The sequence below is a fragment of the Microcoleus sp. S28C3 genome (assembly GCF_036700785.1).
Lineage (GTDB): Bacteria > Cyanobacteriota > Cyanobacteriia > Cyanobacteriales > Microcoleaceae > Microcoleus > Microcoleus asticus.
In genome coordinates, this window is sequence record NZ_JAUBPO010000037.1 from 37,324 (window position 1) to 61,270 (window position 23,947).

Sequence of the window (23,947 nt, forward strand, 5' to 3'; positions counted from 1 at the left end):
GCAGAGAGAGCCTAAGAACCAGTTGTTGTGGAGCAGGCATCTTGCCTGCTTCCTGCTAGGAACTACCCGCACAAAACAGCAGCGTGATGCCGAATGTGCTCCTCCATAAAACTAGCTATAAAATAATAGCTGTGATCGTAACCTTCCTGCATCCTTAAAGTTAGTGGCTGTCCCGCTTTTGCACAAGCTTCCGCGAACACTTCCGGCAACAACTGCCCGTCAGTAAGAAACGAATCAGCCGTCCCGCAGTCAATCAGAATCGGGCGGTTATATGGTGCTGCCACAACCAATTCGCTAGCATCCCAAGCCCTCCAAATCTCTTGGTCGCTGCCGAGGTAGTTTGCAAAAGCTTTTTGTCCCCAAGGGCAGCGCATTGGCGCGGAAATAGGCGCAAAAGCGGAAACTGAAAGATAGCGATCGCCATTTTTCAAAGCGCAAATTAACGCCCCGTGTCCGCCCATCGAATGACCGAAAATTCCCTTTTTTTCCGGTAGCGCTGGAAAATTTTCGGCGATTAAATTCGGCAATTCATCAACCACATAACTGTACATTCGATAGTGAGCATTCCAAGGTGCGACTGTCGCATCAACATAAAAACCCGCACCACTTCCTAAATCCCAATCGTCATCTTCGCCAGGAATGCCAGTCTGGCGCGGGCTAGTGTCGGGCGCAACCAACATTAACCCGTATTTTGCCGCAAATTGTTGCGCTCCCGCTTTTGCCATAAAGTTCTCTTCCGTGCAGGTTAAACCTGATAGAAAATACAAAACTGGTACGGGTTGAGATAAAGCTTGGGGCGGCTGATAAACGGCGAATTTCATCTCGCTGTTGCAAGCGGAGGATTGATGACTGTAAAAGCCTAGTTGGCCGCCGAAACTTTTATATTCTTTTTGCAGTTTTAGGGATTCAGAGAGCATAATTGGAAATTGGGAATTAATCTGTATTACATCCGTTACAAAATCCGTTGCCGAACTTCTTCCTCAAAAAGTCAAAACTGTGCGAATTACTTCGCCTTTGTGCATTAAATCAAAAGCTTCGTTAATTTGTTCAATCGGCATTACCCGAGATACCAAACTATCAATATCAATTTTACCGTCCATGTACCAATCAACAATCTTAGGAACATCAGTTCTGCCTTTGGCCCCCCCGAAAGCCGTACCTTTCCAGACTCTGCCAGTTACTAGCTGAAACGGGCGGGTACTAATTTCTTGACCGGCTCCCGCTACGCCGACAATTACGCTCACGCCCCAACCTTTGTGGCAACATTCCAAAGCTTGACGCATCACATTAATGTTGCCGATACATTCAAAACTGTAATCAGCTCCACCTTTGGTTAAATCTACCAAATAAGGCACTAAATCGCCTTCGACTTCGCGGGGATTGACAAAGTGAGTCATGCCGAATTTTTCCGCCATCTCTCGCTTGTTGGGATTCATGTCTACGCCGACAATCATGTTAGCTCCCACCATTCGAGCCGCTTGAATTACATTCAAACCCACGCCGCCCAAACCGAAAACTACCACATTAGAACCAGGCTCTACTTTCGCAGTATTTATGACAGCGCCGATGCCAGTTGTTACGCCGCAACCGATCAAACAAACTTTATCAAAAGGAGCATCTTCGCGAATTTTTGCTACTGCAATTTCCGGCAATACTGTATAATTAGCGAAGGTAGAAGTTCCCATGTAATGGTAAAGTTTCTGTCCGTCTATAGAAAACCTGCTCGTGCCGTCGGGCATCACTCCCTGGCCTTGAGTTACGCGAATTGCTTGACAGAGATTAGTTTTGCCGCTCAAACAATATTCGCAGTTGCGGCATTCGGGAGTGTATAGAGGAATTACTCGATCGCCCACTTTGACACTCGTTACTCCCGCCCCAACTTCTGCGACTATCCCGGCTCCCTCGTGGCCTAAGATAGCAGGAAACAAACCTTCAGGATCGGCGCCGGAAAGAGTGTAAGCGTCAGTGTGACAAACACCAGTGGCTTTAATTTCCACCAACACCTCTCCAGCCTGCGGCCCATCTAGATCAACCGTTTCAATGCTCAAAGGTTTGCCGGCACTGCGAGCAACTGCTGCTTTTACTTTCATGCTTTCCCCCTGCGATCGATTTGTCAACAGACCAGTAAATATGTATTGTATTACTTAATCTCAAAATTCAGCAAATCTATGACAAAATTAATTGTAATTACCGGAGTCAGTCGCGGTCTTGGTCTTGCCCTGACCGAAAAGTTTATTGAATTGGGACATACAGTTTTGGGATGCGCCCGTTCTTCCGAAGCAGTGGAAAAGCTCAACCAAAAATATAGTTCGCCCCACAATTTTACTTGTTTGGATGTCGCCAACGACGATCGCGTAAAAGCTTGGGCAACAGAAATGCTGGCCAACTACTCGCCGCCAGATTTGCTGATTAACAATGCAGGTGTAACCAATCATCTCGCCCCTCTTTGGAATGTTAGTAACGAAGAATTTTCGCAGGTAATTGATGTTAATATTAAAGGTACTGCTAATGTAATTCGTCACTTTGTCCCGGCAATGATTGCTCGAAAAAGCGGCATAATTGTCAACTTGAGTTCTGGTTGGGGAAGGTCAACTTCGCCGGAAGTTGCGCCCTATTGTGCTTCTAAGTGGGCGATAGAAGGACTTACGCGATCGCTCGCTCAAGAATTGCCCGGAGGTATGGCGGCGGTTCCTTTGAATCCGGGGATAATCCATACGGATATGCTGGAAATTTCTTTCGGAGAAAATGCGGCAAGTTACACGTCAGTCAAAGCATGGGTGCAAAAAGCAGTTCCTTTTTTGCTGAAGTTGAAACCTTCAGATAATGGAAAGCCGCTGACCGTTCCTGGATAATACAGCAACCATTGCAGAATTTGCGAACATCTCTCTTTTCTTTTCCTCTGCGCTCTCTGCGGTTCATTAAAAAATTCAAAAATGAAATAAAATTGCTATATTCCCAAATCACAACTCTTTCCCCAAATAGCTACTGTGAACTTGCCGCTAACCTCCCCGTCGCAAACCGAAACCCGCAAAGCAGACCACCTGCGGATCTGCCTCGAAGAAGACGTACAATTTCGCGAAACTACCAGCGGCCTCGAACGCTACCGTTTTGCTCACTGCTGTTTGCCAGAACTCGATCGCACTGAAATCGATTTAACCTCCACATTTCTCGGCAAAAAACTAGCCGTTCCCCTGCTAATTTCCTCGATGACCGGCGGCACAGAATTAGCCCAGACAATCAATTATCGCCTCGCGGATGTTGCTCAAGAATACAAACTGGCAATGGGAGTCGGTTCCCAGCGAATCATCGTAGAAAAACCTCAACTAGCTCCTACATTTGCCGTCCGGCGCCGCGCTCCAGATATTCTGCTATTTGCCAATATCGGAGCAGTTCAATTAAACTACAGTTACGGTTGGGAAGAGTGCCAAAAAATTGTTGATATTATCGAAGCAGATGCCCTAATTTTGCACCTCAATCCGCTGCAAGAGTGCGTTCAAACCGAAGGCGATACTAACTTTAAAGGACTGCTAGATAAAATCGCCAAATTGTGCGATAAATTACCAGTACCAGTTATTGCTAAAGAAGTCGGCAACGGTATTTCAGGGAACATGGCAAAGAAATTGCTCGCCGCGGGAGTAAGTGCGATCGACATTGCCGGGGCCGGAGGCACTTCTTGGGCAAAAATAGAAGGAAAGCGAGCTAAAGATAGCAAGCAGCGCAGGTTGGGCGCAACCTTTGCCGACTGGGGAATACCGACAGCCGAGTGCATTGTCAGCACCCGCGCCGTAGCGCCGGATGTTCCTCTGATTGCCTCTGGAGGCTTGCAGAATGGGTTGGATGCAGCGAAGGCTCTCGCCCTCGGCGCGGATATTGCGGGACTGGCGCGGCCGTTTCTAGAAGCCGCAGCGGAATCGGAATCAGCCGCAGGCGTTCTAGCTGAGGTTTTAATTGCAGAAATCGCCACCGTGATGTTCTGTACGGGCTGCGCTAACTTGGATGAGTTAAAATATTCTGGGGTTTTGGAAAGGTTAAGATAAAAGTGAGTCAGCAGTCAGCAGTCATTAGTCAACAGTCATTAGTCGTTAGCTAATAACTAACGACAGCAGAAAAGTGCTAAATCCTACTTGCAGTAATGACCAATAATATCGTTTCCGCCGACATCGGAATAATATTTTTCCGAGTGCAGTGCGAGCGGGACACTTCACGCTCGGTATCATTCAGCTCTAACCTGATTTGATATAACTAATAACTAATGACTGATGACTAATGACTAATTACCAATAACCAATAACCAATTATCTAATGAAAGATTTCCTAAAATATACCTGTGCAAGTTTGCTGGGAACCTTCCTCGGATTGTTGCTGCTGGGCAGCATCGGATTAGGGGGACTGGTACTGCTAATTGCTCTGGCGGCATCGTCGTCTAAAGATTCAGGCCCGCAAGTTAAAGATAAGTCTGTATTGGTATTAGACCTTTCTTTAAATATCACTGACAGCAAACCTAGCCGCAGCACTAGCGCGGCGATTGAAGAAGTGCTTTCGGAGGATTCCGGCGATACAGTGACGCTGCGGACTGTTTTAGACGCGATCGAATCTGCGAAGAAAGACCCGAAAATAGTGGGCATTTATCTCGAAGGCAGCTCAGATTCGAGCAGCAGCGGGTTTGCCAATCTCAAAGAAGTTCGATCGGCATTGCAGCGTTTCCGAGATGCCAAAAAACCCATTTTTGCTTACCAGATGGACTGGAGCGAGCGAGATTATTACCTCGGTTCCGTTGCTAATACAATTGCAATCAATCCTTACGGGGCTTTGGAACTCAACGGTTTTAGCAGTCAGGCAATGTTTTTCACCGGTGCTTTGGAGAAATACGGTTTGGGAGTTCAAGTGACTCGTGTGGGCAAATACAAGTCAGCCGTTGAGCCGTTTTTGCTCACAAAAATGAGTCCCGAAAATCGCCAGCAAACTCAAAAGTTGCTGGGAGATATGTGGGGAGAATACCTGAAAACTGTCGGGCCGAACCGTAAAGTGACCGTTCCCCAACTGCAAGCGGTTGCAGATAAGGGCGGAACTTTGATGGCTGACGAAGCTCTCAAAAGCAAGTTAGTTGATAAAGTTGTATACTTTGACGAAATTGCGAGCGAACTTAAAAAACTGACAGGAACCGATCGCGAACACAAATCTTTCAAGCAAATTAGTTTGAAAAACTACGCCAGAATTGCTGATGATAAAAACTCAACTCGCGCTGACAAGAAAAACCAAATTGCTATACTTTACGCCGAGGGAGAGATTGTAGACGGAGAAGGGGGCCCGACTCAAGTAGGAGGCGATCGCATCGCTCAAGAAATGCGGAAAATCAGAGAAGATGACGACGTAAAAGCAGTAGTTTTGCGGGTCAACAGTCCCGGAGGCAGCGCGACGGCGGCCGAAGTCATCGGGCGCGAAGTTATGCTGACGGGGAAAAAGAAACCAGTTATCGTTTCGATGGGCAATTTAGCAGCTTCCGGCGGCTATTGGATTGCAATGGGTTCCAGCCGCATTTTTGCCGAACCGAATACGATTACGGGTTCTATCGGCGTTTTTGGAATGCTGTTCAACGCCCAAAAGTTGGCAGCTAACAACGGTCTGACTTGGGACGTTGTGAAAACCGGCCGCTTTGCGGATACTAACACGGTTTCCCGCCCGAAAAATCCTCAAGAATTGGCGAATATTCAGAGAATAGTCGATCGCATTTACGATCGATTTATTACTAAAGTAGCCGACTCCCGCAAACTGCCGAAAAACAAGGTACAAGAAATTGCTCAAGGCAGGGTGTGGTCTGGTACGGCCGCGAAACAGTTGGGTTTAGTCGATGAAATTGGCGGCCTTGAAGATGCAGTCAAAGAGGCGGCTAAGCAAGCTAAACTCGGCGACAATTGGCAGTTGGAAGAATATCCAAAACGCCGCAGTTTCGAGGAGCGAATTTTGGAAAGACTTTCAGGCGTTCGCGTTTTGAAACCAGCCACCAAACTCGACCCACTGACTGCTGAAGTTAAGAAAATGCAGGATGAATTGGCTGCGATCGGGTCGATGAACGACCCGCAGGGGATTTATGTTCGCTTGCCTTTCAATTTGCGGATTGATTAATTAATTGATACCAAATCCTGGATTTTTACCCCTTTATTCTTCAGTCCCCCTCTGCTCGCACTGAGATGTTGCACCATTCTCAATAAGCCTTTTGCGGGCGGGATCTCCTGCCCACCCCACAACAAAACTCCGTCTTTGTGGAACAGGCCCGAAAGCCTGTTAAGCGAGAATGGTGCAAGAGGTGATCTCTGACGAAAGTTTGACTCTTGAACCGTTTCAACCGCTGAGTGCGATCGCGGTTTTTAACGCGAATTTGGTATGAGTAGGCTGAAGCACCCTACAAACCACTGAAAAACCCGGTTTCTTCTAGAAACCGGGTTTATGAATACCCTAAAAGTCGATCGACTGGGAATTGGCAATATTTGTTATGCAGCACGCTGAGTTAACAATCCCCAGATGAAAAGTACCACGATCGCACCGATGACTGCAAAAGCTATGCTGGGTAGAGTCAATGCTCCGAAGGAAGCTCCCGCGCTCGTCCCCACGAAGACTTGACCTAAATAACCTCCCACCAGCGCGCCGATAATTCCTAAAACTGTTGTGGCAATAAAGCCGCCGCCTTGAGTTCCCGGATAAATGGCTTTGGCGATCGCACCGGCAATCAGTCCTAAAACAATCCAAGCAATAATTCCCATTTCCGTTTCTCCTGAATGCTTAACTTTTCTCGTTCTCTGTCTTATGTTCTTAGAATAACAACTGCTATCCCGTCCTTACCTCTACCGTAGGGAAGAATCGAAAGTGGTAGGATTTCTGAGGAATCGTCCGAGTTTGAGGCTTTTTAATACCTCAAAAGAGTTAACCCACTTTTTCTAGGGAAGAAAGGTACTTATGCTCAAGGCAAAAAGGAAATAGGAGAATTTTTTCTGGGACTTTTTGTGTTTTACTGGTAAAAAAATTACAATAATTTTGTGAAACGAGGAAAGTTTGCGCCCGATGGATCTGACTCTGTGCATGATTGTGAAGAATGAAGAGGCAACACTGTCGCGGACTTTGGACAGCGTTAAGGGTGTTGTGGACGAAATAGTGGTGGTGGATACGGGATCGGGCGATCGCACCCGTGAAGTCGCCCGAGGATATGGCGCGAGGGTTTATGACTTTGAATGGTGCGACGACTTCGCAGCGGCGCGCAACGAGTGTCTGAAGCACGCCCAGGGCGACTGGATTTTGGTGTTGGATGCCGACGAGGTTTTGGTACCGCAGATTTTACCTCAAATTAAGGAGGGCATTCAGAGCGATCGGCTGCTCCTAATAAATCTCATCCGCCAAGAAATCGGTGCCTCTCAATCTCCCTATTCCCTAGTGTCTCGATTGTTTCGCAATCGCCCCGACATCCGATTTTCTCGCCCTTATCACGCAATGGTAGACGACAGCGTGGCTGAGATTTTGCACAGGGAACCAACATGGAAAATAGCTTCTCTCCCCAATGTGGCAATTTGGCACTCTGGTTATCAAAAAGATGCGATCGCAGCAAAAAGTAAATTCCAAAAAGCTCAAGCAGCAATGGAACGCTACATCGCTTATTATCCAAACGATGCTTATGCTTGTAGCAAATTAGGCGCTTTGTATGTAGAAATAGGGCAAATTGGGCGGGGAATAGATTTATTAACTAGGGGCTTGGCTGCGGCGGCAATTGATGATTCTATTGTTTACGAACTCAACTATCATTTGGGAATTGCTTATCGCCAACAGCAGCAATTTGTTAAAGCCAAAGAACACTATCAAGCGGCAATTAATACAGACGTTATTCCGGCGCTAAAGTTGGGCGCTTACAATAATTTGGGCAATTTGCTCAAAGATGAAGGAGATTTGAAATTTGCTGAAAAAGCTTATAAAGCAGCTTTAAAAATTGACCCCAGTTTTGCCACAGGGCACTACAATTTAGGACTGACGTTGAAGGCAGCCGGAAATTTAGCAGATGCGATCGCCTATTACCGACAAGCGATTAAAATCGCTCCCGAACACGCCGAAGCTCATCAAAACTTGGCAGTAGCGCTGCTGAAAATTGGCAAAATGCCAGAGAGTTTAGCCGAATTCAAAAGAGCGATCGCCCTTCACGAACAGCGCCGCCCCTTTGAAGCAGAACGCCTGCGCCGGGGACTGCAAGAAATGGGTTTGATGTAACTGAAATTATGGCTTTTATGGGCGGGCAGGATGCCCACCCCACAATCAAATTCTCGGATTGTGGAACAGCCCGGAAAGCCTGTTCTTTAAAAAGATTCCAAGATATGAGATGCGAGCAAAATCAAGCAATTATCTCTACTTTGCCGCTATCCAAATCGTAGCGGCCCCCAACAACTTTAAGCTTGCCCGCTTTGACTGCTTCAGCTAAAATAGGCGACGAGGATTGTAACTTATTTACATTGATTTTCACATTAGCTCTGACTGCGTTATCCCAGGCATCGCCTTGGACACCTATTGTGGTATCAACTGCGGGTTTAATCGCCGCCACCAAAGTGCTAATGTGACCCGGCACAGCTTTGCCATCTAAAGCTGCTTTAACAGCACCGCAGCGTTCGTGACCCAGAATTACTAATAGCGGCACGCCTAATTCTACTGCGGCATATTCCATATTGCCGAGAACCACATCGTCGAGAAAATTTCCAGCTACTCGGATATCAAACAAATCCCCCAATCCTTGGTCGAAAATAATTTCGGGCGCAACCCGCGAATCAGAACAAGCCAGGATGGTTGCAAACGGATGTTGACCCTCTGCTACTTCTACAATTCGCGATCGAGCTTGGTCGGGAAATGTCCGTGTTTGCTCAATGTAGCGTTGATTCCCCTCCATCAATTTCTTGAGAGCACCGTCGGGAGTAATCTCAGAGATTGCTTCTGCCTTTGCGGGTTGAGCTTGCAAAAGCGCAGGTGCAAAGCTTGCCGTCAGTATCCCTGCACCAGCCTTTAACATTAAATTGCGCCGCGAAATCATATCTCTTCTTCCGCTTTCTGTCATTGCTTGCAACTCGGTTTAATTTTGGGTGTTTTATAGCATAAGATATACCACAAGCTGAACCCTATTTCTTTACTTTTTTTTTACAAGTAGCTACAGCAAAATTTAAACTTAAAAAATCAAAAAATTTGGCCCTTTCTATTTCAGATTTTATTTCCTAAAGGCAACTGCGGTCATCCTTCTGCAGGCAGGGGATGCTAAAATGTATCTCAAACCAATACTTCAGACAGTTTTTGATTGCCAACCGTAGAAAAAGGGTTTCAAGGCGATTCGGCAAGTTCGCTACCAACGGAAAATCGCGGGTTTCAGACTACGAACTAAAAACAGTCGGGACTATTGTAAAACTACAATTATTTATCAATGGATCGAAATGTCTTACGTCGCCAGTATCCATATCTATCCGGTCAAGTCCCTTGACGGCATAGCTGTCAATCAAGCAACTATTCTTGCCAGCGGAGCTCTAGAAGGCGATCGCTCTTTTGCAATCTGCGATGAAGCAGGAGAACTTGTTAACACTAAGCGCAACAGCGGAGTCCATTTTCTGCGCTTATCCTTTGACATCCAAAAGAGAATGGCCGGTCTGAAAATACAAGACACCGAACAAGAAATTTTTTTTCATGTAGATAGAGAACGCCCAGGGATAGAATATTGGTTGAGCAACTACTTCGGTTTCCCCGTCAAGTTAATGGAAAACTTGCTGACAGGCTTTCCCGACGATACCGCTGCGCCCGGGCCAAGCATAATAAGTACCGAAACAATTGCCGAAGTTGCATCTTGGTTTCCGAGAGTTTCCGTTAACGAAATGCGCCATCGCTTGCGAGCTAATATTGAAATAGGAGATGTCCCGGCTTTTTGGGAAGACCAACTTTTCCCAGAAGCCAATGAATTAGTGACGTTGAAAATAGGGACTGTAATATTTGAAGCTATTAATCTCGGTCACCCCTGTATCCGATGTCCGCCATATTATGCCCCGAAAGCAACCGATACAAATTTTCAAAATCTACTAAAAGCCAAGCAGGAGGAAATCATGCCTGATTTGGTAAAGAGAGGGTCTTTAAATCACTTTAATCGACTGATAGTTAGTATGCGAGTCTCGGGTCAAGCAGCCGGAAAAATATTACACATAGGAGACGAAGTTCAAATTAGTAGCGCCAGCAAATCCCTCTTTAATACCATTCCTGATTAGTTGTATGGCACGAGTCCGATCAAGCCGGTGGCAACTCCAAAGTAAGCTGACCCAACACACCCGTTCTAAAATCGTTTAACATTTGCCGCGCCGTTCGTTCGACATCTCCTTTATACTTGTCTTTTGCTACCTCGTGCAAATAATCTTCACCATTACTAGAGGCTGCATCTAATTTATACCTGGATTTGAAACCAGATAGTGATATCAACGTCTCATCAGCCGCCTCCAGCCCTTGGAGCAAATCTACCATCGCTGCCGCTACTACCTGATTGTCGTAAGCTGCCTCGCCAATATCTTCGCAAATAGCTAATTTTATGGCATTTTCTTGATTGTTAATGCGAGTTGGGATGACTCCGGGGGCGTCTAATAATTCAATTTCGTCAGAAATGCGAATCCATCGGAGCGATTTAGTTACTCCTGCTCTGCGGGCACTGTCCACCACTCTCCGCCCTAACAGGCGATTAATTAAAGCAGATTTTCCGACATTTGGAAAGCCCATCACCACTGCGCGGACTGGACGGGGCAGCATACCTCGATCGAACCTTCTTTTATTTAGCTGCACCCCAGCATTCTGCACGGCATCCGCCACAGCGTCTACTCCTTGACCGTGCTCGGCATTAGTAAAATACGCAGTTTCCCCCTGGGCCTCAAACCATGTTTCCCACGCCTCGCGCGCGCGAGGCGCAATCATATCCATGCGGTTGATGACCAATACTCGCGCCTTGCCGCCCACCCAACTCGGCATTTGGGGGTGGTAAGTAGCTAATGGAATGCGGGCATCTCGGACTTCGAGCACCACATCTACCCGCTTTAGCTGTTCTTTTAATGCCCGTTCAGCTTTGGCAATGTGACCGGGATACCAGTGAATTTTCATAATAGGAAGGAAGAAGGAAGAAGGAAGAAGGAAGAAGGAAGAGGGAAGAATCAAGAAATAATCAGGGAACGGATGAGTATAACGGATTTAAGGGCACGAAGGAAGGAGGGAATCAGGAAAATGGCAGAAGTAAGCTGTTGGGCATCTAACTTACACTACTGGAAATAAGTAATAAGAAAGAGTTTTCTTTCTTCCTTCTTCCTTCTTCCTTCTTCCTTCTTCCTTCCTTCCTTAAGGCACAATCAACACTGCACAAGGAGACAGATTGATCACCCGATTGGTAACGCTGTCAGACGCCCCATCATCGGTTAAACCCATCCCCCGACAGCCCATCACAATCAAATCGGCCCCAATTTCGTCAGCCACATCACAAATCGTGAAAGCCGGTTTGCCTTCTCGCTCAATGATTTCAGCTTCGATTCCCTGCTGGGAAAACATCAATTGGGCCTCAGACAGCAGTTTGGCGACTGCTTCCGGGGAACTCATCACCTCTGACGGTGGGGTGGCACCCTCCTCGGCTGGGGGTTCGACTACCGAAAGAATAACTAAACGAGAAGTGTAGGTTTTCACAATATTGACAACCTTTTCCGCGGCTTCGCGGGCTTCTCGGCTTTGATCGACAGGAAATAAGACAGTCTTGAACATAGTGCGCATCTCCCGGACGCGGACTCCGATAAAATGTTTACGTTGAGCCAATCAGTGCCGTTTGTTTCATCTTCCGTTTTTTGTACGGACGCGGTTGAATGCGTCCGAGGCCCCAAGTGCAAGTGACAAGTGCCGCCATTTCAACGGAATTAGACAAAAACACACATATTAGGAGGTTAATCCTGTGACCAAAAAAACTGTAGCAAATTTATCGGCATCGGACTTATCGGGCAAACGGGTATTGGTGCGGGCGGACTTTAACGTGCCGCTCGACAACGGCAATATCACCGATGATACTCGCATCCGGGCTGCTCTGCCGACAATTCAAGATTTAGCGTCCAAGGGTGCTAAGGTCATTTTGTGCAGCCACTTCGGGCGTCCCAAGGGTGTGACGGAGAAGTTGCGCTTGACGCCGGTTGCTAAAAGGCTGTCGGAATTGTTGGGCAAAGAGGTCAAAAAGACTGACGACTGCATCGGCGATGAAGTCGCTGCTACAGTCGAGGCGATGCAAGATGGCGATGTGCTTTTGCTGGAAAATGTGCGCTTCTACCCAGAGGAGGAGGCAAACGACCCAGAATTTGCTAAGAAGTTAGCTTCTGTGGCCGATTTGTATGTCAATGATGCTTTTGGTACGGCTCACCGGGCTCACGCTTCTACTGAGGGCGTTACTAAGTATCTGAGTCCTTCTGTCGCTGGGTTTTTGATGGAGAAGGAACTGCAATATCTCGGCAGTGCGATCGACAATCCCCAGCGTCCTTTAGCTGCTATTATCGGCGGTTCTAAGGTTTCTAGCAAGATTGGAGTCATTGAAAAACTGCTCGAAAAGTGCGACAAACTGCTGTTGGGCGGCGGCATGGTTTTCACGTTCTACAAAGCTCGCGGCTTGAACGTTGGCAAGTCTTTGGTGGAAGATGACAAGCTGGAACTGGCTAAGTCTTTGGAAGAGAAGGCGAAGGAACGGGGAGTTACTTTTCTGTTACCTACTGATGTGGTAGTTGCTGATAAGTTTGATGCGGCGGCTAACACTCAAACTGTTCCTGTAGAAAGCATCCCGGAAGGTTGGATGGGTTTGGATATCGGCCCGGATTCAGTAAAAACTTTCCAAGATGCTTTGGCCGATTGCAAAACGGTAATCTGGAACGGGCCGATGGGCGTGTTTGAGATGGAGAAGTTTGCTGCTGGAACTGAAGGTATTGCTCATTCTTTGGCTGGACTTACTAAAACTGGTACTACCACTATTATCGGTGGGGGTGACTCGGTGGCGGCTGTGGAACAGTTGAATTTAGGCGAACAAATGAGCCACATTTCCACTGGTGGCGGTGCTAGTTTGGAACTGCTCGAAGGTAAGGAATTGCCTGGTGTTGCTGCTTTAGATGAGGCTTAATTAAGTTAAGTAGGGCGGGCAAAGCCCGCCTTGCTGCAAGCAGGTCTAAATCATTGGCTGAGAATCTGTTTTTTGGGGATTTACCGCAGAGGGCGCAGAGAACGCAGAGCAAGAGAAAAGAGAGAAGGACATGGGTTTAAATTCTACAGTTTGCTAGTATAATTAATCCGAAGTAGCAGTGAGGTTTGTTTGTGAAACTTAAAATCTTGGCAACTGTAACGGCAAGTTTAGCTTTGTTTTGGCTGGCAGCTCCCGTTAAAGCTCAAAATCCAGATCATGTCAGGCAATTGCTGGAAAGTAATGAATGCGAAGGCTGTGACTTGAGAAATGCTGATTTATTCAAGGCTAGCTTGTACAGAGCTAATTTAAGAGGAGCAGATTTAAGCGGCGCAAATCTCTATGAAGCTAATTTGTTAGAAGCGGATTTAAGTGATGCTAATTTGTCTAATGCTAATTTAATCAACGCCGAGATGTACGGTGCTGAATTGAATGGTGCTAATCTGCGAAATGCGGATTTGTCTAATGCTTTTTTGGGGCGAGCGAATCTGACGAGTGCTGATTTGCGCGGTGCTAAACTTTTTAATGCGAATCTGGGTGAAGCTTATCTGTTACAAGCTAATTTGTCGAATGCCGATTTGAGGCGATCGCTGCTGTTTAGGGTTAATTTAAACCGTGCAAATTTAAGCGGAGCGGATATGTCTTTCGCGGATGTGCGCGATACTAATTTGCAGAATGCTATTTTGTCAAATACTCGGCTTCCGAGGGCTCAATTGAGCGGTACAAATATCGATGCGGCTAATAACGTGCGCCAGGCTGATTTGGAACGTGCCAACTTACGGGGTACAAATTTGGGACCGGGGGTTTGCGTGATAACTAATTTTCCTTATTGTGTTTTGAATTTGGAATAATCGGCCCGCTGAGTGCGTCAGCCGCGATTAATGTGGCAGCTACGGGAGTTTTTGACTGGCTGCCGCGCCCTAGGTTTATATCATGTCCGCCTAAATGCCAGTCATTGCAAAGTTTACGACAGCAGACGCAAGCAATCTTAAGCCCCTGGGATTGCTTGACTTCGCTTCGTTCCGTTCTCTTGGGAGATATCGTAAGTAATTTGCCGGACATTATCAGAGCTGAGCTAAGTTTGGGGTGGTTTGTATCCGTTTTCTAGGGCAAATCTCACAAGCTGAGCCCGATTTTCTAGCTGTAATTTGCTGAAAATGCTGCCTAAATGAGCTTGCACAGTCCGGGGGCTAATAAACAGCCGATCGCTAATTTGTTTGTTAGTATAACCCTGAATAACTTCCCAAAAAACTCTTTCCTCGGCTGGTGTTAAAGGCAAAGGTGCAGGTGCTGGCAATACTGCCACAACTTTTGGCTCCACCGCCCTAGCGCTAGAAGTTTGAAGGAGTCGCACAATCTCGGCGTGAATGCGGTGAGAGCGCTCTAACTGCGCCTTCACCTTAGCTAAGATTTCTTCAGAATGAAAAGGTTTTACCAGATAATCGTCAGCCCCGATCGAGTGACCTTCAACTTTTGACTCAATCTCGCCTTGACCTGACAAAAATATAAACGGCACCAACTGTCCCAAACGTGTAGTTCGCAAGCGGCGGCAAAACTCAAACCCGTCCATTTCGGGCATCATGACATCTGAAATTACCAAATCTGGGGGGGCATTCTCAAAAATCGAGAGCGCCTCAAGCCCGGAATTAGCGCATTCAACCCCGTATCCCTGGCTTTCGAGGTACATTGCTAAGACTATTTGACAGTCTGCTTCGTCGTCAACTACTAATATTCTTTCCATGAAAGGCTTGCACCAAATCCAGTTGGACAGTTCTTGAAACTGCGGCTCCCAAAGTAGGAACTTCAATTAGTTTACCTGCTGGAACTTGATAAAAGCTCGCAATTTCAAAACGCCACAATTGCTCCAATAGTCGAATTACGGGCGCGATCGCATAAAATGGGAAGAAGTTAAGGAATGTTGGGCTAAAATTTCCTTCTTAAATTCATCTCTCCAAAAAAGCTACAACTTTTTATTATAAAACGTCAACTTTTATGCATAAAATACAAGGTAAAAAAAAGAATTTTTTTGTATTATACACAAATCTTGGTGATACTTAAACTATTCCTAGACCCGACATTGAAAGGTTTTTAGATTTTTCTGGTTCGGACACAGGTACAAAAGGGACAACGCGAGCAGGTGCTGCTGGGGGCTGCGCGAAGAAACCCGGGTCGGCAACCAACATACTTTCAATTATCGCTGCTGGTTCGGGGCGGCTGAACAGATACCCCTGCATGATATCGCACTGATGTTGTTTCAAAAAATCTAGTTCTGCTTCTGTTTCTACTCCCTCAGCAATTACTGTCATATTCAAACTATGACCCAGTAAAATTACTGCTGTAGTAATAGCAGCATTTTGAGTATCTTCATTGGCATTACGGACGAAAATTCGATCGATCTTTAAACTGTCAAAAGCAAATTGCTTGAGATATCCTAAAGTAGCGTAACCGGTGCCGAAGTCGTCAATAGCAATCCGAATTCCTAGAGCTTTAAGTTGGTTTAAAGTAGCGCCTGCTACTGTCGCATTTTCTACCAAAGCGCTTTCGGTCATTTCTAATTCTAAATTAGCAGGCTCCAAGCCTGTAGTTTCCAATATTTGCACGATTCGCGCCTTGAGTTCCGGGTCAGACAACTGCCGAGCCGACAAGTTTACTGATATTGTAAAGGGCGAAAACCCTGCAGCCAGCCAACTAGCGGCTTGAGCGCAAGCTGAAAGCAGTACCCACTCGCCAATCTGAATAATTAAACCTGTTTCTTCTGCTAAGGGAATAAATTCGCAGGGAGAAATTATACCTCGATCGGGATTTTGCCAGCGCACTAAAGCTTCGGCGCCGATAACTTTGCCGGTAGCAATATTCACCTGGGGCTGATAGTATACCTGAAACTCACCTTGTGCCAAAGCATGGCGCAGCAAAGCTTCGAGAGCAAACTTTTCAGGAGATAGAGTCGTAACCTTGGTCGAGTCGTTAACTAAATCTTTGAGTCTGGCTTCTGCTTGGTGAAGCGCGACTGTCAACGGTTGAGTAATAGTTTGCCGTTTCAAGACGCGAGAAGCAATGGCTCCCAGCAATTCAGCCTTGGTAAACGGTTTTGTCAGGTAATCGTCTGCCCCCAAATCCATCCCCCGACGAAAATCCGTTTTGTCACTTTGAGCCGTGAGGAAAATAAATGGAATTGTTGCAGCTAGCGAGTTTTGCCGCAGAGTCCGCAACACGTCATAACCGTCGAGTTCCGGCATCTGCACGTCGCACAAAATTAAATCAGGTATCTCCGAAAGTGCCATCTGCACCCCAGCTCGACCGTTTTCGGCCGCAATGACCCGGTAGCTGTGAGATTCCAGGAGTTGCAGAAGAGTTTCCCGGATTAATTCGTCGTCTTCAATCACCAAAATTTTGAGCATGATAATTAGATAACAGATGGCACTATATATCTGAACCTGACTAACTTTAGCATACTCAAACTAACGAATTAGTAATTCGGCCAATTAGCCAATAAATAATTAGCCAAATGGCTGAATTTTTTCCCTCGGTTCTTAAGTCACAATAAAATAACTGCCCAAATAGGGAAGAGTTCGATATCTTTCAATAGCATAAAAATGCTGCGCCCGACTCGTTTGATAAACTTTTCTTATTAAATAACTGTAGTTTCTCATAAAAGAATGCCACTAACACTGTCACTGCGCGGATAGCCGCAATCACTCAGGCAATTACTTATATGATGTCCGGTTAATTGCTCATAATTAGCCCGTGTTTGTAATTAGGACTTTGGTTTCCTCTCGATGGATGAATCAGGAGGCTGCCTCCTGGCCCCAAAAACGGATACTTGCCAACAGCAACAGTCGTGGAGAGATCAAACTTTTAGACCCTAGTTTAAGCTCCCAGATTCAGATTTATCTGTGAAGTAAATCTAAAATCTAAAATCTAAAATCTAAAATCTAAAATCTAAAATCGACTGACCGAGATCTTAATTATGGTTGTATAACTGGACATCATATTATGCACTGTTTTAATTCACAGGCTTAGTGGAATTCGCGCAATATTTTTCATCTACAATTGCAGAAGTGATACTGACAGCCTGCATAGATGACGGAATGATTAGGTCTTGCGGAACTACCACCGTCTTTTTACAAACAAGCTCGCTACTGCCTACAGAGGCAAAGTTCCAAGCATAAAATTCGGGAGTGCTGACTGTCGCATTGGCTGGATGTAAACCTAGTGCAGTCACCAATACTAATCCTAAAGTTACTAAAGCTACGATCGCGAATCTCAGCATATTCTTTGTTTGAAACGGAAAACTTACGTGATTGGTATTACCTTATTATTGCCTGGGTCGATCGAGAGCGTCAATCGATTTTAGATTTTAGATTTTAGATTTTAGATTTTAGATTGACCCCACGGATAAATTCGGGGGGCAAGTTTCATCGGATACAGGTTTTTTATTTCTGGACGGATGAATCCGGGGGCTTGTATCCTGGATGCTTTCGGTCAATAGCAGTTATTCGGCAGTCAGGTTCAACTCGTAAGCGATCGGCTCGGATGCCTGAGAAACGACCACGAATTCATAATAACCAGCATCATCGAGCAATCCCGACCAACTAAGCCCCTCTGCGTCTTCCAACAAAGCTCGCGCGCCCTTGGTCCGCCCCGGAGTATAAATTGACAGTAGAGTAGATTTGCGCGGTGCTTGCAAATTCACGCGCAAAGTTTGATTTTGAGCGAACCGGGCAATGTAAGCTTTCCCTTCTCCGGGTTTGAGATTGCCTGTGAGGCTTTTGCTGTTCGATCGGCGGTCAAATTCAACGCTTTCGACAGTGGCTCCAGCTTGCAAAGATGCGAGGGCGTCGGCGGTAATTGCTTGCCAAATTTGTCCGATCGGCAAACCGATGATATTGCGATCGCGCGGCTGTTGTGGAAACCAATAAAAGAACTTAGCATCAGCCAAATCGTACAGAGCCCGACTGCTCAAATTCAGCTTGTTAACCTCAGTTTTCCAGCGATCGATATCGGCGGTGTCGTAACTGCCCAACCGCGCTCTAGCGTCGCTGCTGAGATTTTCCAGCTTGTCGAGCAACTCGTCGCCGATTTTCTGCCACCTTTCGCGCCACTGGCGATCGTCATCGCCTTCTTTTAACAGCCGTCCGCCCAATTCCGGGTATTTGGCATAAAAAGTCTCGTCCACAAGGTTGACGTAACCGCTATAGAATCGATCGTCAATTTTGAGCTTTACAAAGCGATCTTGCAAAGCATCTTCTTGCTGCTGCTTCGGGCTCGGACTCTGGGGAATTTTCTGCACTTTGGATTGCAGATTTAACAAATAATTGCCCGCAAACCAGCCAACTCCCCCCATACTTGAGAGCACCGCCACCACGAACAAAACCATTTTCCAAGCAGGCATCTTTTGCTGATTGCCAATACCAGCTCGCACCGGAGTTCCCGGCAGCTTTGGCGCGGGGGCGGGCACTGGTATAGGCGAGAGATCCGGCGGCTGCGTGGGTCCAAAATCCGGGGCTGGTGGAAAAGGTGGCTGTAAAGGCGGATTGCCGGAGAGAGCCAGCATTACCTCGCGAGCCGAGGAGTAACGCTGGCTCGGCTGTTGAGCAAGCATTTTATCTAGCACCAGGGACAAATTCGGAGACAGAGAACATTCCGCCCGCCAGTTCCAATTGAGCGTCTGGCTGTCGAGCAACTGATGCGGTTCCTTCCCCGTCAGCAACACTAAAACCGTCGCCGCCAGAGCGTACAAATCGCTTTGGGGATAGACGATTCCCATTTGCATTTGTTCGACGGGAGCATAGCCGAGCTTGCCGATGCGAGTCGCGGGGGCGGGAGTGCCGTTAGCCTCAGCGAACAGAGACTCTACGGTGGCGGCAAGTTGTTTTACTCCGCCGAAGTCGATCAGCACCGGCATCCCGTCAGAACTCCGCAGAATCAGGTTGTCCGGGGAGATGTCGCGGTGAATCACTCCTAAAGAGTGAATGTATTCGAGCACGGGCAAAATCTGCAGCAGCAGTTGATTGATTTCTGCCTCGATGAATCGCAAACCCTGACGCTTGCGGGCGTCGAGCAAAAAGCGGTAAGTTTGACCGGGAACGTAGTCTTGAACGAGAAATAGGTAGCCTCGATCGCTGATACTGACGCGGAAGAGTTCGCGGAAGCGCGGGATTTGATTGTGTTGCAGCTTGTAGAGCACTCCCGCTTCCCGCTCGAACAGTTCCTCGGATTTTTGTAAAGCGTAACTTCCGTGTACTTGGGGCGCAAATTCTTTTAAAACGCAGGGTTCGTTAAATCGGTGGGCATCTTCAGCGAGGTAGGTGCGTCCGAAGCCTCCGTGTCCCAATTCGCGGACGATGCGGTAGTGGTTGTTGAGAGTTATGCCGGGGTAGATGGGATTGTTCATTGGAACTTGCTGCGTCGGATTTTCACGCTTGACTGAGACTGAGGATTTTGGGCGATCGCTGAATTAATCTTGACATAGTGTGTCAGTGTTGATTAGTCGATCGGCAGCTTGCCTATCCCCTGTGGTTATTGTTAAAAAAGGGGTTTCGTGGTATTGAAGTTTATCCACTGCGCCATCTTTTCGATTCGATCGACCTCAAAATGTGTTCAAATTTTTAGTGTCCAGCCCAATGTGCGATCGGGTCGTTAGCGCTACTAATTGAATCTTGAGCGATCGAGGTGCAAAATACCCATTTTAAGGAGCAAATCATGCAGCCAGAACAGCGTCAGCGAGCAATTGGGGCGTTTGAAGAGTTTTTGAGGGCGCCGCTTGAGGAACGATTGCAACACCAGCAGAATCGAGTTGCCGAATGCGGGGCGATCGCGCTTTTTCAAAAAGTCGCGGCCACAGTACCAGCTTACCAGACTTTCCTAGCTGGACTCAACATCAATCCCGCCTCAATTAAAACCTTTGAAGACTTCCAAAAATTGCCGCTAATTACCAAAGAGAATTATTTACGCTGTCACCCGCTACCTCAGTTGTGCTACCAGGGCAAATTAGAAACTTGCGATTTCATTGCTGTTTCATCGGGTTCGACAGGAAACCCGACATTTTGGCCGCGTTTTATCAGCGACGAGTTGCAAATAGCCGCTCGTTTTGAACAAATATTTCACGACAGTTTTTCCGCCGATACTCGCTCAACTTTAGCTGTGATTTGCTTTGCTTTGGGGACTTGGGTTGGGGGAATGTACACGGCAAATTGCTGCCGCTATCTAGCGAGTAAGGGTTATCCCGTTACAGTTGTGACGCCTGGGAATAATAAGGCTGAAATATTTCGAGTTGTGCAGGAACTTGGGGAGCATTTCGAGCAAGTAGTCTTGTTGGGATATCCGCCGTTTATCAAAGATGTGATTGATAGCGGAATTGCTGGGGGTGTGGAGTGGCAAAAATATCGAATTAAGATGGTGTTTGCGGGGGAAGTGTTTAGCGAAGAATGGCGGAGTTTGGTGAGCGATCGTACTAATTCTGACAATCTATATTACAACTCTGCGAGCCTTTACGGTACGGCCGATGCGGGCGTTTTGGGCAACGAGACACCGCTGAGCATTTGCATCCGCCGCTTTTTAGCAAACAATCCGGAAGCAGCACGCAATTTATTCGGGGAATCGCGGTTGCCAACGCTGATGCAGTACGATCCGAAAAGTCGCTTTTTTGAAGTGAATAAAGACGGCACGCTGTTATTTTCTGGCGACAACGGCATCCCGCTAATACGCTATCACATCTCCGATAACGGCGGTTTAATTTGTTACGAAGCAATGCTCAATTTTTTGGCAGAATGGGGATTTAACCCTGTGGCACGTTTGCAGCAAGAAGCAGCTATGAAAGTTTCTGATTTCCCCAGAGGAATTCGCTGCTTGCCATTTGTCTATGTATTTGGGCGATCGCACTTTACCGTTTCCTACTTCGGTGCTAACATTTACCCGGAAAACGTCACCATAGGTTTAGAAGTTCCGATTATTCGGGAATGGGTGACGGGAAAATTTGTACTGCAAGTCAAGGAAGATGCGGATCAAAATCGGTTTTTATCAGTGGTTGTGGAATTAGCAGCGGGGGTGGAGGGCGACGAGGATATGAAGCAGGCGATCGCATCTTCAATTCTCGCGCAATTGCGGCGGCTAAACAGCGAATTTGCTAATTACGTGCCGCCAGAATATCAGTTACCTGTGGTGACATTAACTGCGATGGGCGATGCGGAGTATTTTCCGATTGGGGTGAAGCACCGATACACGCGGCAGTAAACCGTGTTTTTGTGAGTAGGGGGTGCACTAAATTGTATCGGGATCAATGTTGAATTCTCGCAGTTTTGCGGCCAGGCGATCGGCTCGTTGAGCCTCTTGTCCGGCTCGTTGAGCCTCTCCCTCGGCTCGTTGAATCTCCCTTTCTGCAACCTCTTCAGGAGTAGGGACAAGCTCTCCTTCTGCTGTAAAGAAACGCAATTTTCCGGCACAAATTCCCAAACTCAAATCGAGTTGTTGACTCCGCAGATGCCCGGATTCGTTCGGTGCGATTGCTTCATATTCCCCGTCAACTAAATGAAACCCAGCTAATTCTAAAGTTTCTGGGTCAAACCAAAAGTAGTCGTGAGTGCGAAAAGTATCTTGATATAGTTGTTTCTTAAAGTTTTTGTCTACATCCGCTGTTTTGGGAGACAGGATTTCTACGATAATATTGGGGTACTTTCCCTCTTCATCCCAAACTACCCAGCTTTTCCGAGTTTTGCGTTCAGTTCCGAGTACCACAAAAAAGTCTGGGCCTCGGAAGTCTTTCGATTTGAGTTGCTTGGGACTGTAATAAATGGTGAGGTTTCCAGCAGCATAGAAATCATTTCTATCTCGCCACAGCCATTCTAGACAGTTGAGGAGTAGGATTATTTGTCGGAGATGCAGTTCTGTTTCCACCGGAGGTTCGTCACTGTATAAATCGCCTGAAGGAAAGATAACATTTTCTGGTATCTCTTGTTCTGGTATTTCTTGGGTAGTAGCTAATTCTGCGGTTGCGGACATGGCTGCTGGCTGAGGAGTAAGAGGTTGTCTGTCTATTTTAGCAAGCTTTTCATATCTCTGCTGAGGACTATTCTGAAAGCCCGATCGCACTTTCCCTCCAAAAATGCGATCGAACACCGAACAATTAGTCTTTAACTATTAGCAATTACCGCTTTATTGGCCGTCAGCTTCCCTGAGAGCAGCTAAAATTTCCGGTCGTTTCATGCGCGCGTAGCCCCGCACTTTCCGGTCTTTGCCGATCGCCTTCAATCGCCTCAGCGAAAGAGTTTCGTAGTCTTCCGTTGGGGACGGAAACGGCAACTCCAACTGCAACTGCGGTAGCTGAGGTTTCTGCTGTGCTTTCGACTGCTTCTTGGACTGTGTTTTTGACGGCGTTTTAGGTTCTGCCTCGGGCTGTATTTCTGAGTGCGTCGCTGCGCCTCCGAGTTGGCGGCGCAGCGTTTCAATTTGATTTTTTAGGTCATTTTCTACGTCTTCAATGGCGTCAGAAACAAACTGATTAATGGTTTGGACTGTGCGTTCTAGTTTTCTTGACAGCAGTTTTTCCAGTTCATCCAACTGTCTCAAAGCGGCTTCAAGATTAACCTCAGAAATAACCGCCGATGTTGGCGGACGGTTGCTGCTCGATTGTTCAATTTTTTTAGCCATTTTATCTACCTTTTCATGAAATGCTTTTTCCACTTGTTCGAGCAAATGCTTAATCTGTTCTATTTGGTTGCGCTCAAAGTTCTGCTCAGTTAGAGCTTTTACGTGCTTTTTTAGTAGATCTTCATTTTTTTTAACAGATTGTTCTATTTGTTTTGTTAGACTCTCTACCTTTTTTTGAAATGATAGCTCAAATTGTTGCAGTAGTGTCTCAATTTGTGCAGCTTTATGAGTCGGTTGCGGAGCTAAATGTTCCATTTCTGCTTGAGCAACAGCTACCTCCTCGTCGGTCATTTCAAATACCCAAGCCCACATTTGCTCGATGCCGAGTTCTTTAGCAACAATACACCAATCTGAGCCGCAGACAACTTCATATTCTTCTTCATTGCTGTAAGCTTCAGTGCGCCGCACAATTAAAGGAATCAAGTTGCTGCCTTGCTCGATGAGACTTCTCCTGAGATCTTCGCGGCGTTTGCGGGGAATTTCCCCCCTCTGAGGCTCTGGTACTGCAATTTGGGAAGTGTAAATCTGACTGTGACTAATTGGCTTAATCCGCAAATATTCAACTATTCGGTTTTGATCGGACGATCGATCCATCTTGTTACAAGTCCCCTTTTGTCATTTAAATCTGGTGTGTATGTATTTATGTATAGTTGTACTTTACAGCCTCAGTTTTAAGTGCTGCTGAACTAACCCAAGAACTCTAATTGTCGGGTGCGCCACAAGCACTTTACCCAAACTGCGATCGAACTCGGTTATCTGGGGAGATATCGCCTTGCTGCTGTACCTGTGCGGTGACAGCCCGGGCGATCGGCAAAAGTTACTGCAATTCCTAAAAAAAGCGACTGTGATGAGTTTAACTGGCTGTGGGACACCAATGATACACTGCTTTACTCATCTTTACTTTTTTTGGCGTCAGGGCGATCGGGCTGGGGTTGCGAGTTGCGATCGCAATTGCGATTTATCAACAGTTCGGACATATTTTGGGAGAGTCAGGCTCTGAGAGAGGCGTATTCTAGGAGTTTTCGGTAGTTTGGATTTAATTTAATCAAAGTTGGGTCCAAGCCAAACATGGTGATAAATAAG

At 46.7% G+C, this 23,947-nt stretch carries 21 protein-coding genes; 9 read left to right on the forward strand and 12 right to left on the reverse strand.

Annotated elements, in window-relative coordinates; all coding sequences use genetic code 11:
* Nucleotides 1-62: 62 nt before the first annotated feature.
* Nucleotides 63-917: an S-formylglutathione hydrolase gene (gene fghA, locus QUA13_RS13400; RefSeq protein ID WP_333199112.1), complete on the reverse strand. Its 855-nt coding sequence runs from the start codon at nucleotides 915-917 to the stop codon at nucleotides 63-65.
* Nucleotides 918-980: 63 nt separating this feature from the next.
* On the reverse strand, nucleotides 981-2,090 hold the full coding sequence (locus tag QUA13_RS13405; RefSeq protein ID WP_333199114.1) for an S-(hydroxymethyl)glutathione dehydrogenase/class III alcohol dehydrogenase: 1,110 nt from the start codon (nucleotides 2,088-2,090) through the stop codon (nucleotides 981-983).
* A gap of 78 nt (nucleotides 2,091-2,168) precedes the next feature.
* On the opposite strand from QUA13_RS13405, the gene QUA13_RS13410 reads away from it, so the two are divergent.
* From QUA13_RS13410 to sppA, 3 genes are all read left to right on the forward strand, one after another.
* Nucleotides 2,169-2,852: an SDR family oxidoreductase gene (locus tag QUA13_RS13410; RefSeq protein ID WP_333199117.1), complete on the forward strand. Its 684-nt coding sequence runs from the start codon at nucleotides 2,169-2,171 to the stop codon at nucleotides 2,850-2,852.
* A gap of 135 nt (nucleotides 2,853-2,987) precedes the next feature.
* Entirely contained in the window at nucleotides 2,988-4,037 is a 1,050-nt protein-coding gene (gene fni / locus QUA13_RS13415; protein WP_333199120.1) for a type 2 isopentenyl-diphosphate Delta-isomerase, read from the forward strand.
* Nucleotides 4,038-4,302: 265 nt separating this feature from the next.
* Nucleotides 4,303-6,123: a signal peptide peptidase SppA gene (sppA, locus tag QUA13_RS13420; protein WP_333199122.1), complete on the forward strand. Its 1,821-nt coding sequence runs from the start codon at nucleotides 4,303-4,305 to the stop codon at nucleotides 6,121-6,123.
* A 365-nt stretch (nucleotides 6,124-6,488) separates the two neighbouring features.
* Here the strand turns inward: sppA and QUA13_RS13425 are convergent, their stop codons facing one another.
* On the reverse strand, nucleotides 6,489-6,758 hold the full coding sequence (locus QUA13_RS13425) for a GlsB/YeaQ/YmgE family stress response membrane protein (RefSeq protein WP_332984696.1): 270 nt from the start codon (nucleotides 6,756-6,758) through the stop codon (nucleotides 6,489-6,491).
* 298 nt (nucleotides 6,759-7,056) lie between these two features.
* Here QUA13_RS13425 and QUA13_RS13430 point away from each other — a divergent pair, with 298 nt between their 5' ends.
* Nucleotides 7,057-8,244 (forward strand): glycosyltransferase, encoded by a 1,188-nt coding sequence (locus QUA13_RS13430; RefSeq protein ID WP_333199125.1) that lies wholly within the window; start codon nucleotides 7,057-7,059, stop codon nucleotides 8,242-8,244.
* 121 nt (nucleotides 8,245-8,365) lie between these two features.
* Here QUA13_RS13430 and QUA13_RS13435 read toward each other — a convergent pair whose 3' ends face one another.
* Entirely contained in the window at nucleotides 8,366-9,076 is a 711-nt protein-coding gene (locus tag QUA13_RS13435; RefSeq protein WP_333199127.1) for a carbonic anhydrase, read from the reverse strand.
* Between the two features lie 367 nt (nucleotides 9,077-9,443).
* Here QUA13_RS13435 and QUA13_RS13440 point away from each other — a divergent pair, with 367 nt between their 5' ends.
* On the forward strand, nucleotides 9,444-10,259 hold the full coding sequence (locus tag QUA13_RS13440; RefSeq protein WP_333199129.1) for an MOSC N-terminal beta barrel domain-containing protein: 816 nt from the start codon (nucleotides 9,444-9,446) through the stop codon (nucleotides 10,257-10,259).
* A 19-nt stretch (nucleotides 10,260-10,278) separates the two neighbouring features.
* On the opposite strand, the gene ylqF is transcribed toward QUA13_RS13440, so the two are convergent.
* Nucleotides 10,279-11,133, reverse strand: a complete 855-nt coding sequence (gene ylqF / locus QUA13_RS13445; RefSeq protein ID WP_172187808.1) for a ribosome biogenesis GTPase YlqF — start codon at nucleotides 11,131-11,133, stop codon at nucleotides 10,279-10,281.
* On the opposite strand from ylqF, the gene QUA13_RS13450 reads away from it, so the two are divergent.
* Nucleotides 11,122-11,301, forward strand: coding sequence for a hypothetical protein (locus QUA13_RS13450; protein WP_333199131.1), 180 nt, complete (start codon nucleotides 11,122-11,124; stop codon nucleotides 11,299-11,301). The two genes, ylqF and QUA13_RS13450, sit on opposite strands and share 12 nt — an antisense overlap.
* Nucleotides 11,302-11,364: 63 nt before the next feature.
* On the opposite strand, the gene QUA13_RS13455 is transcribed toward QUA13_RS13450, so the two are convergent.
* Nucleotides 11,365-11,778 carry a universal stress protein gene (locus QUA13_RS13455; protein WP_172187804.1) on the reverse strand — a complete coding sequence of 138 codons (414 nt, stop codon included), beginning with the start codon at nucleotides 11,776-11,778 and terminating at the stop codon, nucleotides 11,365-11,367.
* A 184-nt stretch (nucleotides 11,779-11,962) separates the two neighbouring features.
* Here QUA13_RS13455 and QUA13_RS13460 point away from each other — a divergent pair, with 184 nt between their 5' ends.
* Nucleotides 11,963-13,162, forward strand: a complete 1,200-nt coding sequence (locus QUA13_RS13460; protein WP_172187802.1) for a phosphoglycerate kinase — start codon at nucleotides 11,963-11,965, stop codon at nucleotides 13,160-13,162.
* Between the two features lie 191 nt (nucleotides 13,163-13,353).
* Nucleotides 13,354-14,070 carry a pentapeptide repeat-containing protein gene (locus QUA13_RS13465; RefSeq protein ID WP_172187799.1) on the forward strand — a complete coding sequence of 239 codons (717 nt, stop codon included), beginning with the start codon at nucleotides 13,354-13,356 and terminating at the stop codon, nucleotides 14,068-14,070.
* Nucleotides 14,071-14,294: 224 nt separating this feature from the next.
* Here QUA13_RS13465 and QUA13_RS13470 read toward each other — a convergent pair whose 3' ends face one another.
* The 4 genes from QUA13_RS13470 to QUA13_RS13485 all read right to left on the reverse strand — a co-directional run bounded on the left by QUA13_RS13470 (nucleotide 14,295) and on the right by QUA13_RS13485 (nucleotide 19,613).
* A complete protein-coding gene (locus QUA13_RS13470; RefSeq protein WP_333199145.1) occupies nucleotides 14,295-14,960 on the reverse strand; it encodes a response regulator in 666 nt (221 codons plus the stop codon).
* A gap of 313 nt (nucleotides 14,961-15,273) precedes the next feature.
* The gene (locus QUA13_RS13475; RefSeq protein ID WP_172187797.1) at nucleotides 15,274-16,617 is read right to left on the reverse strand and encodes an EAL domain-containing response regulator; all 1,344 of its coding nucleotides are present in this window, start codon (nucleotides 16,615-16,617) and stop codon (nucleotides 15,274-15,276) included.
* Between the two features lie 605 nt (nucleotides 16,618-17,222).
* The gene (locus QUA13_RS13480) at nucleotides 17,223-17,489 is read right to left on the reverse strand and encodes a hypothetical protein (RefSeq protein WP_172187795.1); all 267 of its coding nucleotides are present in this window, start codon (nucleotides 17,487-17,489) and stop codon (nucleotides 17,223-17,225) included.
* Nucleotides 17,490-17,711: 222 nt separating this feature from the next.
* Nucleotides 17,712-19,613, reverse strand: coding sequence for a serine/threonine-protein kinase (locus tag QUA13_RS13485; protein WP_333199135.1), 1,902 nt, complete (start codon nucleotides 19,611-19,613; stop codon nucleotides 17,712-17,714).
* Nucleotides 19,614-19,921: 308 nt separating this feature from the next.
* Between QUA13_RS13485 and QUA13_RS13490 the strand changes: the two genes are divergently transcribed.
* On the forward strand, nucleotides 19,922-21,451 hold the full coding sequence (locus QUA13_RS13490) for a phenylacetate--CoA ligase family protein (protein ID WP_333199138.1): 1,530 nt from the start codon (nucleotides 19,922-19,924) through the stop codon (nucleotides 21,449-21,451).
* A gap of 27 nt (nucleotides 21,452-21,478) precedes the next feature.
* Here QUA13_RS13490 and QUA13_RS13495 read toward each other — a convergent pair whose 3' ends face one another.
* Together QUA13_RS13495 and QUA13_RS13500 are read right to left on the reverse strand one after the other, a co-directional pair.
* Nucleotides 21,479-22,216 (reverse strand): Uma2 family endonuclease, encoded by a 738-nt coding sequence (locus tag QUA13_RS13495; protein WP_333199148.1) that lies wholly within the window; start codon nucleotides 22,214-22,216, stop codon nucleotides 21,479-21,481.
* A gap of 153 nt (nucleotides 22,217-22,369) precedes the next feature.
* Nucleotides 22,370-23,458, reverse strand: a complete 1,089-nt coding sequence (locus tag QUA13_RS13500; RefSeq protein ID WP_333199140.1) for a Rho termination factor (modular protein) — start codon at nucleotides 23,456-23,458, stop codon at nucleotides 22,370-22,372.
* Nucleotides 23,459-23,947: the final 489 nt, after the last annotated feature.

Coding starts and splice junctions, on each gene's coding strand:
- fghA (WP_333199112.1), bottom strand. CDS start 917: ATGCTCTCTGAATCCCTAAAACTGCAAAAAGAATATAAAAGTTTCGGC.
- QUA13_RS13405 (WP_333199114.1), bottom strand. CDS start 2,090: ATGAAAGTAAAAGCAGCAGTTGCTCGCAGTGCCGGCAAACCTTTGAGC.
- QUA13_RS13410 (WP_333199117.1), top strand. CDS start 2,169: ATGACAAAATTAATTGTAATTACCGGAGTCAGTCGCGGTCTTGGTCTT.
- sppA (WP_333199122.1), top strand. CDS start 4,303: ATGAAAGATTTCCTAAAATATACCTGTGCAAGTTTGCTGGGAACCTTC.
- QUA13_RS13425 (WP_332984696.1), bottom strand. CDS start 6,758: ATGGGAATTATTGCTTGGATTGTTTTAGGACTGATTGCCGGTGCGATC.
- QUA13_RS13430 (WP_333199125.1), top strand. CDS start 7,057: ATGGATCTGACTCTGTGCATGATTGTGAAGAATGAAGAGGCAACACTG.
- QUA13_RS13435 (WP_333199127.1), bottom strand. CDS start 9,076: ATGACAGAAAGCGGAAGAAGAGATATGATTTCGCGGCGCAATTTAATG.
- QUA13_RS13440 (WP_333199129.1), top strand. CDS start 9,444: ATGTCTTACGTCGCCAGTATCCATATCTATCCGGTCAAGTCCCTTGAC.
- ylqF (WP_172187808.1), bottom strand. CDS start 11,133: ATGAAAATTCACTGGTATCCCGGTCACATTGCCAAAGCTGAACGGGCA.
- QUA13_RS13455 (WP_172187804.1), bottom strand. CDS start 11,778: ATGTTCAAGACTGTCTTATTTCCTGTCGATCAAAGCCGAGAAGCCCGC.
- QUA13_RS13470 (WP_333199145.1), bottom strand. CDS start 14,960: ATGGAAAGAATATTAGTAGTTGACGACGAAGCAGACTGTCAAATAGTC.
- QUA13_RS13475 (WP_172187797.1), bottom strand. CDS start 16,617: ATGCTCAAAATTTTGGTGATTGAAGACGACGAATTAATCCGGGAAACT.
- QUA13_RS13480 (WP_172187795.1), bottom strand. CDS start 17,489: ATGCTGAGATTCGCGATCGTAGCTTTAGTAACTTTAGGATTAGTATTG.
- QUA13_RS13485 (WP_333199135.1), bottom strand. CDS start 19,613: ATGAACAATCCCATCTACCCCGGCATAACTCTCAACAACCACTACCGC.
- QUA13_RS13490 (WP_333199138.1), top strand. CDS start 19,922: ATGCAGCCAGAACAGCGTCAGCGAGCAATTGGGGCGTTTGAAGAGTTT.
- QUA13_RS13495 (WP_333199148.1), bottom strand. CDS start 22,216: ATGTCCGCAACCGCAGAATTAGCTACTACCCAAGAAATACCAGAACAA.
- QUA13_RS13500 (WP_333199140.1), bottom strand. CDS start 23,458: ATGGATCGATCGTCCGATCAAAACCGAATAGTTGAATATTTGCGGATT.